The sequence below is a fragment of the Nisaea sp. genome, from assembly GCF_034670185.1.
Lineage (GTDB): Bacteria > Pseudomonadota > Alphaproteobacteria > Thalassobaculales > Thalassobaculaceae > Nisaea.
Map to the genome: position 1 here is coordinate 321,861 of NZ_JAXMNY010000001.1, position 13,159 is coordinate 335,019.

At 61.1% G+C, this 13,159-nt stretch carries 13 protein-coding genes; 7 read left to right on the forward strand and 6 right to left on the reverse strand.

Annotation, left to right across the window (positions count from 1 at the left end):
* Positions 1 to 29 precede the first annotated feature (29 nt).
* The 4 genes from VOI22_RS01485 to VOI22_RS01500 are packed head-to-tail and all read left to right on the forward strand — an operon-like array spanning position 30 to position 5,150.
* Positions 30 to 2,144 (forward strand): adenylate/guanylate cyclase domain-containing protein, encoded by a 2,115-nt coding sequence (locus VOI22_RS01485; protein ID WP_323794830.1) that lies wholly within the window; start codon positions 30 to 32, stop codon positions 2,142 to 2,144.
* Positions 2,145 to 2,147: 3 nt separating this feature from the next.
* Positions 2,148 to 2,858, forward strand: a complete 711-nt coding sequence (locus VOI22_RS01490) for a methyltransferase domain-containing protein (RefSeq protein WP_323794831.1) — start codon at positions 2,148 to 2,150, stop codon at positions 2,856 to 2,858.
* On the forward strand, positions 2,848 to 4,509 hold the full coding sequence (locus VOI22_RS01495; protein WP_323794832.1) for a transporter substrate-binding domain-containing protein: 1,662 nt from the start codon (positions 2,848 to 2,850) through the stop codon (positions 4,507 to 4,509). Before VOI22_RS01490 ends, VOI22_RS01495 begins: the two co-directional genes overlap by 11 nt.
* A complete protein-coding gene (locus tag VOI22_RS01500) occupies positions 4,509 to 5,150 on the forward strand; it encodes a hypothetical protein (protein WP_323794833.1) in 642 nt (213 codons plus the stop codon). Before VOI22_RS01495 ends, VOI22_RS01500 begins: the two co-directional genes overlap by 1 nt.
* Here VOI22_RS01500 and VOI22_RS01505 read toward each other — a convergent pair.
* Entirely contained in the window at positions 5,147 to 6,088 is a 942-nt protein-coding gene (locus tag VOI22_RS01505) for a LysR family transcriptional regulator (RefSeq protein ID WP_323794834.1), read from the reverse strand. The two genes, VOI22_RS01500 and VOI22_RS01505, sit on opposite strands and share 4 nt — an antisense overlap.
* Positions 6,089 to 6,200: 112 nt before the next feature.
* Between VOI22_RS01505 and VOI22_RS01510 the strand changes: the two genes are divergently transcribed.
* Positions 6,201 to 6,818: an FMN-dependent NADH-azoreductase gene (locus VOI22_RS01510; protein ID WP_323794835.1), complete on the forward strand. Its 618-nt coding sequence runs from the start codon at positions 6,201 to 6,203 to the stop codon at positions 6,816 to 6,818.
* 53 nt (positions 6,819 to 6,871) lie between these two features.
* Here VOI22_RS01510 and VOI22_RS01515 read toward each other — a convergent pair whose 3' ends face one another.
* The 5 genes from VOI22_RS01515 to VOI22_RS01535 all read right to left on the reverse strand — a co-directional run bounded on the left by VOI22_RS01515 (position 6,872) and on the right by VOI22_RS01535 (position 11,443).
* Positions 6,872 to 7,768 carry an NAD(P)-dependent oxidoreductase gene (locus VOI22_RS01515; RefSeq protein ID WP_323794836.1) on the reverse strand — a complete coding sequence of 299 codons (897 nt, stop codon included), beginning with the start codon at positions 7,766 to 7,768 and terminating at the stop codon, positions 6,872 to 6,874.
* A 212-nt stretch (positions 7,769 to 7,980) separates the two neighbouring features.
* Complete coding sequence (locus VOI22_RS01520; protein WP_323794837.1) at positions 7,981 to 9,273, reverse strand: FAD-dependent oxidoreductase; 1,293 nt, start codon at positions 9,271 to 9,273, stop codon at positions 7,981 to 7,983.
* A 4-nt stretch (positions 9,274 to 9,277) separates the two neighbouring features.
* Entirely contained in the window at positions 9,278 to 10,039 is a 762-nt protein-coding gene (locus VOI22_RS01525; protein ID WP_323794838.1) for a DUF1028 domain-containing protein, read from the reverse strand.
* Between the two features lie 251 nt (positions 10,040 to 10,290).
* Positions 10,291 to 10,476 (reverse strand): hypothetical protein, encoded by a 186-nt coding sequence (locus tag VOI22_RS01530; protein ID WP_323794839.1) that lies wholly within the window; start codon positions 10,474 to 10,476, stop codon positions 10,291 to 10,293.
* A gap of 46 nt (positions 10,477 to 10,522) precedes the next feature.
* A complete protein-coding gene (locus VOI22_RS01535) occupies positions 10,523 to 11,443 on the reverse strand; it encodes a LysR family transcriptional regulator (protein ID WP_323794840.1) in 921 nt (306 codons plus the stop codon).
* Positions 11,444 to 11,544: 101 nt separating this feature from the next.
* Between VOI22_RS01535 and VOI22_RS01540 the strand changes: the two genes are divergently transcribed.
* Positions 11,545 to 12,480 (forward strand): N-carbamoyl-D-amino-acid hydrolase, encoded by a 936-nt coding sequence (locus tag VOI22_RS01540; protein ID WP_323794841.1) that lies wholly within the window; start codon positions 11,545 to 11,547, stop codon positions 12,478 to 12,480.
* Positions 12,477 to 13,151, forward strand: coding sequence for a DUF1028 domain-containing protein (locus VOI22_RS01545; protein ID WP_323794842.1), 675 nt, complete (start codon positions 12,477 to 12,479; stop codon positions 13,149 to 13,151). The genes VOI22_RS01540 and VOI22_RS01545 overlap by 4 nt, the downstream gene beginning before the upstream one ends.
* Positions 13,152 to 13,159 lie beyond the last annotated feature (8 nt).

Sequence of the window (13,159 nt, forward strand, 5' to 3'; positions counted from 1 at the left end):
CATCGTTAGGGCGCCGAGTGAGCACTGGTATGAGTTTCTCAACAAAAAAAATGCGCCTTCGTCCGGTCATTTTGACGTTGTTCATCATCCTGACGCTGCCGGTGTTCCTGACCATTGTGGCAGTGAACTACGTTTCGAATCAGGAAGCGGCGCATGTCCATGCGGAGAAGCTGCTTTACCGGTTCAATAACGAGGCGATCGATAATATCGAACAATTGTTCGAGCCGATTAAGTCCCTGATCCGCAGCGCTTCCGCCCTCGGCGGGGAGGTGCCGGAGTTTTACGAAGGCAACGGCTCGATCTCTTATCTGCACAGCATTCTCCAGCACAGCGATGTCATCATCAGTGCCTATGTCGGGCTTGAAGATGGCTCGTTCCGGCAAGCGCGGCAGATCGACCCAGAGGTCAAGGTGCAGGGCAAGCTGCCGCCGACGGGGACGCGCTACGCCGACCGTTGGATCGAGCGCAAGCCCGGTGAAGTGCCTGTCGATCACTATATTTTCCTGGATGCGGACCGCAGTGAAATCGGCCGTTCCGAAAAAGGCACCTCCTACGATCCACGTGCCCGGCTCTGGTACGAAACGGCCCTGGCATCCGGCGGCATGTCCGTCAGCGATGTCGATGTGTTTGCCGTGCTGGACCTGGTCGGCTTCACCGTCGGTGCGCCCTTCTACGGGGCGGACGGAAATGTGCGCGGTGTTGCGGCTGCGGACATCACCCTGGACGGGATGTCGGACTATCTGGCCGAGAGCAAGATCAGCCCGGGGACCATCTCGTTCATCCTCGACCATCAGGGCGGAGTGATTGCCAATTCACGCCAGGAAAAAACCTATGGCAGCCGGAGCGGCCGCCCCGAGCTCATGCATGTGACGTCGCTCGACGACGATCTGTCGGCAATCGCCTTCAGCCTGCGGCCACGTGACCGTCAGGGGATGTATACGATTGAGCATCAGGGCCGGGAATATGTCGCCAGCCTGACAACATTTCCGGCGTCGTTCGGGAAGGCGTGGCAGCTACTCGTTGTAACCCCTCTCTCGGATTTCACCGGCACGCTGGAGGAACGGAACAGGCAGCTTTTCATATTCGGCCTGATCGCCATCCTCGTGCAGATCATCATTATCTATTTCCTTTCCGGCGTGATCTCGGCCCCGCTCGAGAGGCTGGCGGTCAAGGTGACGAAGATCAAGGACCTGGACGTCGAGAGCCCACTGGCACTGCAGACCCCGATCCGGGAGGTCGCCTTGCTCGGGCGTGCGATCGACACGCTCGATACGACGGTCAAATCATTCGCGTCCTTCGTACCGGTCGATCTGGTGCGCCAACTTCTCGACACGGACCAGAAGCTCGCGCTCGGCGGTTACAACAAGTTCCTCACCGTGTTCTTCTCCGATATCGAGGGGTTCTCGACCCTTTCGGAATCCACGCCGTCGAAACAGCTCCTGCAGCGGGTCTCGACCTATCTCGAGACCGTAACCCGAGCGACCAAGCAGGAAAGCGGCACCATCGACAAGTTCATTGGCGATGGAGTGATGGCGTTCTGGGGCGCACCGAACAGGCTGGACGATCACGCCATGCACGCCTGTTTCGCGGCTCTCAGGATCCAGCATGAGATGGCGCGGCTGAATGCAGACTGGACAGCGCAGGGCATGCTGCCGCTGAACATCCGCATCGGCATTCACAGCGATGCGGTTCTGGTCGGCAATATCGGGTCCTCGGACCGGATGAACTACACGGTCATGGGGGACGGCGTGAACATTGCCGCCCGTCTTGAGGGCATCAACAAGGATTACGGAACGCGGATCTGTATCAGCCATACAGTGTTCAAGGAGGCCGGTGACCGGCTCTGTGTCCGGCCAATCGACGAGGTCGCGGTCAAGGGTCGGCGAGGCAAGGTGCCGATCTATGAGCTGGTCGGTGCCTACGATCTGGAACCCGCCTTCGAGCCCGATGAACAGCTTGTCCGGCTGTGTCGTATGACACGCGATGCATACGAGGCTCTGGTCGCCGAGGAACTGGATCTTGCGCTGGCACGCTACAAGGCGATCCTGACCGACTATCCGGATGATACCGTGGCTGCGGAAATGGCGCGCCGGCTCGCTTTGAGATTGGCGAAAGACGCAACACCCACAGAAATTTCAGATTGAGCAATGTCTGTATTACCAGAGATTACCGTTGCGCCTTCAGCGCTTCGACCGAGCGAGTATACGGCGGCCCTGATACATGCCCTGCATCTCGATATGGAGCGTGTCCGGGACGCGCACGCGCTGGAAATGGGGTCTGGAAGCGGTGTCGTTCTGGCGGCTCTGGCGCGCCTGGGGGCGGCCTCACTCTGCGGTGTCGACGTCGAGCATGATGCGGTCGCAGCGGGGACCCTGCTGCTGCAGGATCTCGGGCATGGTCCGCGCAGCCAAATCCATCGCGGCGATATGTGGCAGCCGGTCGCTGGCCGGCGCTTTGATTTGATCGCGGCCAACCTGCCGCATTTCGCCATGGAGGACCATGAGGTCCCCGGGCGTCATGCGACCTGGAGTGCGGGCGGGCCGGATGGCCGCAGGCTGCTTGATCCGTTCCTGGCTGGGCTGCGCGATCACTTGGCCGAAGGTGGCCGTGCGGTGCTCACCCATAATGGTTTCGTCGGCCTTGATGAATCGCGGGAGGCTGTCGCAGCACACGGGCTGACACTTCGTATCGTCAAGTCCGTGCTGGTGTCGATCGATCAGGATAAGCTCGCCCTGATGACTCCGTCCGTGCTGCGGGCAGAGGAAGGGAAATCGATCCATCGCTATGGGCCTTACGCATTCGCTGATATGCATATTGTTGAAATTGCTACCGAAGATCGGGATTCGCATGCCGGGTAAATGGCGTTTTCTGCTGCTCGTTGCCGGGCTGCTGGTAACGGGCGTTGCTCCGGCGCTGGCGGAGACGCCGGACGCGGCGCTTGAACGCTTACTCGATGAGGCCCGTGTTGAGGCTGAAACGCCCGGGGCGTGCGAGAAGCCCGACACCGACCGTCTCGTTCGTATCTTCTGTGAAGGCAGGATCAGGGCGGGTGTCCGCGAAAAGTATCCGCTTTTCGGCACGCGCGAGGGCGATGAGCGTTTCGGATATGATGTGGACGTTGCCCGTGCCGTTGCAGCTAGGCTTGGTGTCGCGCCGGTATTCGTCAGGGTGAAGGCGGCAACCCGTATCGTCCTGCTTGATGAAGACAAGATCGACGTGGTTCTGGCGACCATGGGGCACAACACCCAGCGAGACAGTCAGGCTCGTTTCATCCGCCCGCACTATTACCAGTCCGAAACCATTCTGGTCGGGCCGAAGGAGCTGCAGGTCGCGGGCTGGAAGGATATTGCCGGGCGTAGCATTTGCGTGACGATAGGCAACGGCTCCAATGCCCAGATGATCTCGCATCAGGCCCGCCTCATGCTGTTCGAGGAGGCGGCGGTTCTCCCTGTTCGCCTTGCGGATGAAACATGCATGCTGGCAGCGCAGGACAACAGTTTCTTTGCCTCCTACTTCACCGATGAGGAATTTGCCCGCCGCTTCGAGCCGAAGTTCGGTTTCGCGCAAGTACCCTGGGGCATGGGGGTGGCGCGCACCGGCAGTGACCGGTTGGCACAGGCGCTCGACCTTATGAGCCAGACCTTTCACCGTACGGGCGTGTTCCTCGAAATAGGGCTGAAGAACACCATCGCGGCCGGCTTCCTGGAGCGTCAGAAAGAGGTTTGGGCCCGCCCGGAGTGCAATACTGCTGAAGGAATCACAGATCCGGCATGTGTTCTGCCGCCGCTCGATGCGGCACTGGAGCCAACGTCGTTCGTCGGAACTGTGGTTGCGGTGGAACAATGGATTGCAGATCGAACGGGGCTGTCGGTGTCCTTCCCGATGTTCAAGACCGTGCCCGCCTGGACGTTGTTCCAGAGCGGCATTTTCAATTCGCTTTATCTGGTCGTTGGCGCGCTGGGTGCGACGCTGCTTTTCGCCCTCCTCCTGGGGGCGCTGCAAAGCTCTGAAAATTCTGTTGTGCAATGGGTCTTCCGTGGCCTGACAGTGATCCTGCAATCGTCGCCTGTGGTGCTGACTGTGGTGATCGCGGCGGCGGTGGCGCAGGAGTTCTTTACCTATTCTTCCGTGGTTGCGATCGGCGCTGCCGTCGTGGCGCTGGGCCTGATGAATGGCAGCAATGCCGGGCAGGCTATCGGTGAAGCGATGCATACGCTTCATGCGGAGAACGCGGGAAAGGATGTCGCCGAAACCCAATTGTTTGGGCGCGCGGTGTCCCGCTCGGCGACCCAGATCGTTTCCTTTCTGATCAATGCCGCGAAGGGCACACCTGTCGCCGCCTTCATCGGTGCGCCGGAGCTGCTGAGCGCTTTGACGGATATTACCTCCTTCGCAAGCGGCAGGGCGACGACCTATACGATGCTTCTGGTGTTCTATGTTCTCGTCGTCATGATCGTGGTCTGGCTTTGCAGCCGATTACGCGTGGTTCTCGAAAGGAGGCACGTGTAATGACCCAGTTCCCGGATCTTTCACAGTTCCTGCCGCAATTGCTCGCCGGCATGGTGGTCAATTTCGAGATTGCCTTCATAGCGCTGATCATTGGCCTCGCTCTGGGTGGTTTGCTCTGTTTGCTCAGTCTCTCTGGCGTTGTATTCAAGGTGATCGTCGCCGCTCTGGTCGGGGTGATGCGGGCGGCCCCGACCTTTGTCGTCATGTTCTTTCTGCTGAACGCGATCCCGCGCGGGACAGCGATCACATTCGGGGAAATGAGCATCGGTCTGGCGCCGTCGCCACTGATGGCGGTTGCACTTTCCCTCGTTCCCTATTCCGCGTCGTATGTCGTGGATAACGGGATCGAGGCAGTGATGCAGTTGCGCCGGGGCTCTATGCTGGGGGCGCTGTTGTTTCTGCCGAACATCACCCGGGCCTTCTTTGTGCTGGTCATGTCTTCCAGTACAGGGGCGGCTATCGGTGTGACCGAGGGGATTTCGGTTATCCTGCGCGCCACTGCTCCGATGACATCGCTTGCGGACAAGATGGTGCTGTTTGCCATCGGCATTCTGTGCTTCGGGCTAACCCTGCAGGCGGGCTTTTTCCTGATGCGGGTACTGCAACGCCGGCTTGGCCGCAGAGCTGTGCCGGTCAGCTAAGCCGACGGGGCAAGCGGCTCTCCAGCGGCGTGCATCAGGCAGCGATCCCAGTGTGGCGCGCCGCCGAAATGCTCGACCAGTATATCGATCAGCACGCGGACCTTGCCGGGCACATTGGCGCCGGGCGGCCGGATCACATAGATGCCGTGTTCCGCGAGGGGGAAGCCCGCCAGCACCGGTTCGACAGCGCCGCTTTCGAGCGCGTCGGACAGCATGAAGGTGGGCCCGCCGGTAATGCCCAGCCCGTCAATGGCCCAGGCGAGCAGGGCATCTCCGTTATCCGATCTCAATCGGCCTGACGGGCGGATGGAAACCCACCGGTCGCCGTTGCGGAGGGTGATGTCCGGATCGGAACTGCCGGTATAGATCAGGCAGTCATGGTCCGTCAGGTCCGCCGGTTTTTCTGGCCGGCCCCGGCGGTCGAGATAGTCGGGGCTGGCGACCAGTACAGAGCGAGCGGGGCCGATCCGGCGGGCGATCAGGCTGGAATCCTGCAATGTGCCGATCCGGATGGCGGCATCGAACCGCTCGGCGATCAGATCGACCTTCCGGTCGCTGAACGAAACATCGATTTCGAGCCGGGGATGGCGCTTTGCCATCTCGGAGAGAACAGGCACGACGTGCCGCGTGCCGAAAGAGAGCGGGGCCGACAGACGCAGGCAGCCGACTACGTCCCCGCCATGCTGTGCAACGGCTTCCCGGGCATCGTCATATTCCGCGAGAATGCGTTCGCAGCGCATGGTGAATTCAAGTCCGGGCTCGGTCGGGCTGACCCCACGCGTGGTCCGGTTCAGCAATACGGTCCCGAGATCTGCCTCTATTCTGGCGATACGGCGGCTGACGATGGACTTTGATATTCCGAGATAAGCCGCCGCCCGGTTGAAACCGCCGCTTTTCACCACTTCGAGAAAGCAGCGCATGTCCTCGATCTCGATCATCAGGTGTTCCTCTTGAAGCAACAGCGTGGCGCATTTTTCGGCCATTCCGATCCAAATACCGAACCACTACCTTAATGCAAACGCCCTGACCAGCAGACATTGGACCCAGATCATGTCGACCATTCTCGTACTCACCAGTAGCGCCCTCGGCGATGCTTCCACTTCCGGACTGCTTATCGATGAAGCGGTCGCGAAACTTCAGGCCCAGCAGCCGGGCGCGACGATCATCCGCCGCGATGTCGGCGGGTCTCCGCTGCCGCACCTTAATGAAAACACAGTCGGCATCATTCGCGGTGCCGAGGCGACCAATGACGAGCAGGTGGCTGCGAAAAAGCTGGCGGCCGAACTTGTTGGTGAACTGATTTCAGCGGATACCGTGCTGATCGGGGCGCCGATGTATAATTTCGGCATTACCTCGACCCTGAAGACCTGGTTCGATCATGTGCTGCAGGCCGGCGTGACGTTCCGTTATACGGATAACGGCCCGGAGGGTCTGTTGAACGGCAAGCGGGCAATCGTCGTCGAGACCCGTGGCGGTCTTTACAGCGAAGGCCCGGCCCAGGTCATGGATGCGCAGGAGCCGCATCTGCGCGGCATGCTCGGTTTCATCGGAATTTCAGATGTAACCTTCGTCCGGGCCGAGAAGCTCGCCTTCGGTGACGATGCTCGCGAAGAATCCCTGACCGGTGCCCGCAAGGCACTGGATGGCGCGTTCGCAGCCGCAGCCTGATCCATTTGACGCGAAGCCGCCGCCAGAGCGATCCGGCGGCGGCTTTTGTTTGTTTACTGCTTCAGGCGCGGCTTCTCGAGATTCGCGAGATCGCAATGCGCGTCCGCCATGGCTGAGAAGTCCTGTTTGCCAAAGCCGCGGGCGCGGGCAGCGGTGAACATCTCCCGCGCGGCGGCGGCCATCGGCATCGGTACTTTGGCGGCGTTCGCGGCTTGGATGATCAACGACAGATCCTTATGGGCGAGATCAATGGTGAAGCCCGGCGCGGTATCGCCTTTCAGCACCTTGTCCGGCCAGTTGACCTTGAGCTGACCGTTCACCGCCGTTGTGCCGTAGATCACGTCCAGAGTCCGTTCGAGATCAAGCCCGAAGCCCTGCGACAGGGCCAGCGCCTCGGCGTTGAACTGGCAGGAGGCCACGGCGAGGAAGTTGTTCACGAGCTTCGTGCGGGTTCCGGTGCCCACTCCGCCGCAGTGATAGACGGTGGTTCCCATGGCTTCGAGCATCGGCTTCACCCGCTCGAAATCCTCCGGCTCGGCACCGACCATGAAGAGGGATTCACCCCTATCCGCATGCTGGGCAAGACGGCCGACCGGTGCGTCGACAAAGCTCAGGCCCTTCGCTTTGGCCATGGCCGCGAGTTCGTCCGTCGTTTCAGGATCGACCGTGCTCATGTCGAGGATAAGCGCGCCTTTCGGGGCGTTCGCGATGATCCCGTCCGGTCCGGCGACAACCTCGCGGACGACCGGTGAATCGGGGAGCATCGTCACGATTACTTCGGATTTGCTGGCGACGTCTGCGACGGTTGCCGCGCTCGACGCCTGCAGCAGCTCCAGCTCCTTGACCGCATCCGGATTGATGTCATTGACGACCAGCCGGAAGCCCTTGCGGCAAAGGTTGGACGCCATCGGGCGCCCCATGCGGCCAAGTCCGATAAAACCGACAGTCATTTGGATTCTTCCTCCCAGAAGATGCCGAGACCGTGCGGCTGGTCAGCCTTGCCGGCCTTCATGCAATGAATTGAATGCGGCAGAGAGTTCCGCCGCTATCGATGGGAGGATAATTACCACGCCGGGGGGCGGGCGGTCATCGGCCGGAAAGTGCAGGGCTTTATTCCCAGGCGTCACGACCTGGGCGTCACGACCCGTGATGGGACACGTGATCAGGCGCGCCTCATCAGATCCCGTTCGTCCCGCCATGCCCACCAGCGGGACATCAGGTCAGCTACCTTCCGGGAGAACGGCTTGAACGGCACCTTCTTGAACGGCAGGTCGTCGAAGGCGGTTTCCCCATCCTTCTCGCCAAGGATCCGGCGGGACAACTTCATCGCGAAATAGAGGCTGCGGGTGACGCCGGAGCCGCAATAGCCTCCGGCGAGCCAGACGCCATCCTCGAAGCCGAGGTGAGGGGAGTGGTCCGGGGTATAGGCAACGTCGCCGTACCAGACATGCGCGGCCCCGATGGGCTCAAGCTGCGGGAACACGCGGAGAGCTGCTGTCCGGATGGCGGCGGCGCGTACCTCCGGAGTGCAGCCCGGCTCGCCCATGCGGCCACCAAAGATGAAGCGCTTGCCGTCCGGTGACGGCCGGAACCACATGAAGATCCGAGCGGATTCGCCGAACATGCGGCCTTTGGGCGACAGCTCGGCCATCAGGTCCGCCGGGATTTCCTCGGTGGCGATGGCGCCGGTGCGGATCTGCACCACGCGCTGATGCATCGCGTCGGTGCGGCGGTCGGCGTAGCCGTTGGTCGCGACCAGAACGTCGCGTGCCGTGACCACCTTGCCGCCGCAGAAGATCTCCGTTTCAGCGCCGTCGCGGCGCATGCCTTTAACGGGCGTTGACGGGAACAGCATTGCGCCGGCTTCAACGGCTTTTGTCGCCAGGGCGTTCGCCAGCTTGCGGGGGTGAATGCCGCCGTCGCGATGGTAGACCACGCCGCCATCGAAGAAGTCCGTGCCGATCTCGGCGCGCTGGTTTTCCTTGGCTACCATCTCGAAGGGCAGGCCGACGGCCTTGTTCAGCTTCTCGCATTCCCGCGCAGTCGCATCATAGCCAGCGACGCTGCGGGCGCCCCGGAAGCGGCCGGTCATCTGCAAGTCACAATCGAGCTTTTCTTCCGCGACAAAGCGCTCGAAATAATCGAGAGCGTTCATGCCTTCCTGCATGATGGCATGCGCTTTCCTCTCGCCATACTGGGAGGCCAGTCCGGTAATGCCGAGCTGATGAAAGCTGGGACCGACCATGCCGCCGTTGCGGGACGAGCAGCCATGGCCGATCTCCTCCGCGTCGAACACGGCGACGGAGCGTCCCGCCCGTGCGAGATGGATCGCCGAGGCAAGCCCGGTATATCCTCCACCGACAATGGCGACGTCGACACGCTCCGGCAGCGTGCTTTCGGCTTTGGCCCGGGCTGGGTCGGCGCTTGCGTTCCAGTAGATCGTATCGCTTGCCATAGTCTCAGTCCTTAACAGTCCAGCTGTCCCGGTGTCTGGCGGTGGGGAAACGGTCCTCGAGACCCAGCTCCGAGATCCGCTCGATGCTTGCCTCGAAAAGGTTGCGCATGATGGGCATGGTTTCCGGCTCCAGCGCAACACGCCGGATGGTGTCTTCGCGGCCCTGATATGCTTCGTACAATGCGCGCAGATCGGCAACGGCGTCAGTGTTGGAGACATCGATCCGGAGGTCGTAGGTGTCGATGCCATGTTCTCCGGTGACGCGCAGAGCCGCCGAGCGAAGCGGGCCGAGGATCTCGCCGCCACTGTCGCGCCCGGCTTCCAGTGCCTTCATCAGCCGTTCGGCAAGCGGCAGGGAGGGATCGCGGGTGAAGGCGTCCGCCATTTTCTGGGGGACCAGAGGGTTGGCGAGGATATTGCCGAGCGCGAGACAGTTGCGGCCGACCGTGTGGGCGTAGATCGAATACATCCGGCGGCCATGATAGGCGGCTGCCCGGCCGTCGGAATCGAGCGCGCCGATCTGGCGCCACTCGATATCGGCGGTGGATGCGCAGACTTCCGAGACGACCGCGTCCGCCGCGGTGCCCTTGGCCAGCAGGGAGATGCCGAGATCGCCGAGGCGGCTGTCGGTCCGGTGCTGGGACAGCATGGCACCGCGCCCGTGGGAGAGGCGGACGCAGCGCGATCCGACGGCGAGGTCGGATGTGGTGATGGCCGCGCCATAGCACCCTGTGCGCTCGCAGCGTCCGATGATCGAAAAGGTCATGTAGTCCCCCTTGGTTCCCGTCGGGCGGGATTATTTTCTCAGACCGGGTCGGTCGACGGAAGCGGCACGCCACTGTCTTCTGCTTCCAACCGCTTCCACATCGATCATGGTGTCGGTGACTTGCCCCCTATGACCGTAATGCACCAGATTTGAGATCGCGGAAAGCCACGGCATGTCGGCTCCGATCGCGAAGGGGTCTAAAGGAACGGGGCGGCCCCTGGAGGGAGGAGCCGCCCCGCCCGCCGGACGGCTTAGTTGATAGGCGCGTCCACATAGAGTTCCTCGGCCGAGATCTGTTTCTTCGCGTACCAAGTTTTGTTGTGGGTAATCCGGGTGACCAGATTATCCCTGTTGGACGAGTTCCATTTCTGAAAGTCGTCCGGCACCAAGGCGGCGATCGAGTACAGCTCGGCCAAGATTGGGACAGAGCAGATCATGCTGCGCTAAAACCTGAAAATAATTAATTGCTCACACTTGATAATGTCAGCTTATAGCTTCTGGCTTTACCGTTGGAATGTCGTGGTTTTTCAGAAAATCGCTGAGGAATCCCTGAAACTGGAGCGCCAGATTAGATGTCGGGAAAAGATTGCAGGAAATGCAATGGATGCTGAGGGGCAGGACCGGATGGGTCGGGCGCGCCGCGAGTGTAGTGAGGTCACGACCGAACAGGGCAAAGCTGTCTACCAGGGCGACACCCAGGCCGGAAATAGCCATCTCCAGCGCGGTCGCGGTGTGCCGGACCTCGCAGAAATAACGCCGTTCCAGACCCTGTTCCGAGAAGACGGTGTCGATGATCTGGCCGAGCGGCGTGCCGACGGCATAGGAAATATGCCGCACGTGATTGAGATCGGTGACGTTAACCCGCTCGGACAGGGCCATTTCATGATCTTTTGGGCAGACGCACATCATTCGCCCTTCGGCAACCGGCCGAACGGACAGCATGGAATGACGGGGTTGGGTGATTGAGAGGCCGATATCGGCCCGCCCGCTGACCAGTTTCTCGATGTTTTCGTCGATGCTGCCGAGTTCAATGGAGAGTGTCAGTTTCGGCCTGTTCTTGACGAACTCTGCGATCACCCGGGGCAGGATCCCGTGCCCGATGGAGGGCGTGGCGACAATATGAAGCCGGCCGACCGTGCCGCCGCGCAGCTCGTTGATGACATTCTCCACCCGCTTCTGCTGCATGAAAAGATACTGCGCTTCCTGCGCGATATGCTGTGCTTCGCGGGTCGGTACCAGTCGGCCCCGTTCACGCACGAACAGGGGGAACCCGACAAGGTCTTCGGTGTGGCGGATCATATTGCTGATGGCTGGTTGACTGACGTTCAGCAGGTCGGCTGCCCGCGCCGTCGTACCGACTTCGATGACAGTACAGAGCACTTCGAGTTGGCGTGCATTGATCATATCAATAATTTCATCTTATTAAGTGACCCATCAATTTTATTTCACGGTGATACTCCGCTCGTCTAGCACTTCATATGTCGGAGACGAAGAGGAGGGCTTTCATGAGCCGGAAAGAAGTATTCGCCGTTGCTCAAATGGGCCCTGTTCACCTTCAGGATACGAAGGCCCAAGTGGTTGCGCGCCTTATCGAAATGCTGCGTGAAGCTCATTCATACGGCGCCCGCTGGGTGACCTTTCCGGAACTGGCCCTGACCACGTTCTTCCCGCGTTATATCTATGACAGCCCGGAAGAGTACGATGTCTTCTTCGAAGAGGGGCTGCCCTCACAGGCGATGCTGCCGCTGTTCGAAGAAGCCAAGACACTTGGCATCGGCTTTTACCTCGGATACGCGGAAAAGGTTGAGGAGGGCGGCAAGACCCGGCGTTTCAACACCTCGGTGCTGGTTGGCCCCGACGGTGCGATCCTTGGCAAATACCGCAAGATCCATCTGCCTGGCACGAAGGATCCGATCGGAGATCTTGAGTTCGAGCACCTTGAAAAGCGTTATTTTGAAGTCGGTGATCTCGGGTTTCCGGTTTTCAAGACTCCCTCCGGCCGTTTTGGCATGTGCATCTGCAACGACCGGCGCTGGCCGGAGACTTTCCGTGTCATGGCGTTGCGCGGCGCCGAAGTTTTCATGCTCGGCTACAATACACCGACGCGGAACATCCATCATCCGGAACCGGCGCACCTGCGCGAGTTCCACAATCGGCTCAGCCTGGAATCCGCCGCCTATCAGAACGGCGCCTGGGTCATGGCCGCTGCCAAATGCGGCTCCGAGGACGGATTCGCCATGATCGGCGGCTCCGCCATTGTGGCCCCGACCGGTGAGGTCGTGGCCCGCGCCGTTTCCGAGGATGACGAGGTGATCGCCTATAACTGCGATCTCGACCTTGGCGCTTATATTCGCCGGTCCGTCTTCGATTTCGCACGGCATCGCCGGATCGAGCATTATGGGCCGATCACCGCGCAGACTGGCATTGAGGTGACGGAATGACTTTTTCTCTCGCAGGGCGTTGCACGGAAACCGGCAGGATCGGGTTTGCAGTTGCCACCTCGTCCGTCTGCGTCGGTGCTCGTGTGGGCGCCATCGTCGAGGGCTGTGTCGTGTTCTCCCAGGCTCGCACGGATCCGCGTCTGCACGCGGTCGGGATCGCGGCCTGGCAGAAGAGCAAGGATGCTACCGAAACGCTGGCTGCCATGCGCGCGGCGGCAACGGCACCGCACTGGCGCCAGCTCGGCATCCTGACATCGAAAGGAGCGCCGCTGCATTATACCGGGGCATCCTGTTTCGATCATTGCGGTGGGTGTGAGGGGGCTAACAGTCTCGCGCTCGGCAATTTCCTCGGCTCTGCCGATGTCCTGCCCGAAATGGTCCGGGCCTTCGAAGAGGCGAGCGGGCCGCTTGAGGAGCGTCTGCAGGCGGGTATGCTTGCCGGCGAGGCTGCCGGCAGCGAACGTGAACCGCTGCAATCGGCCGGGCTGAAGGTGCTCGGCGACGAAGGATTGATGGATGCGGACATTCGCGTCGATTTCTCGACCGATCCGCTAAAGGATCTCGGCGTTCTCTGGCGGGACTGGGCTCCCAAGGCTGCAGCCTACCGGCTCCGGGCGATTGATCCCGATGCGGCGCCGTCGTCGGCCGAAGTCGAGGGTCGCCAGGCTTAAACGGCGAT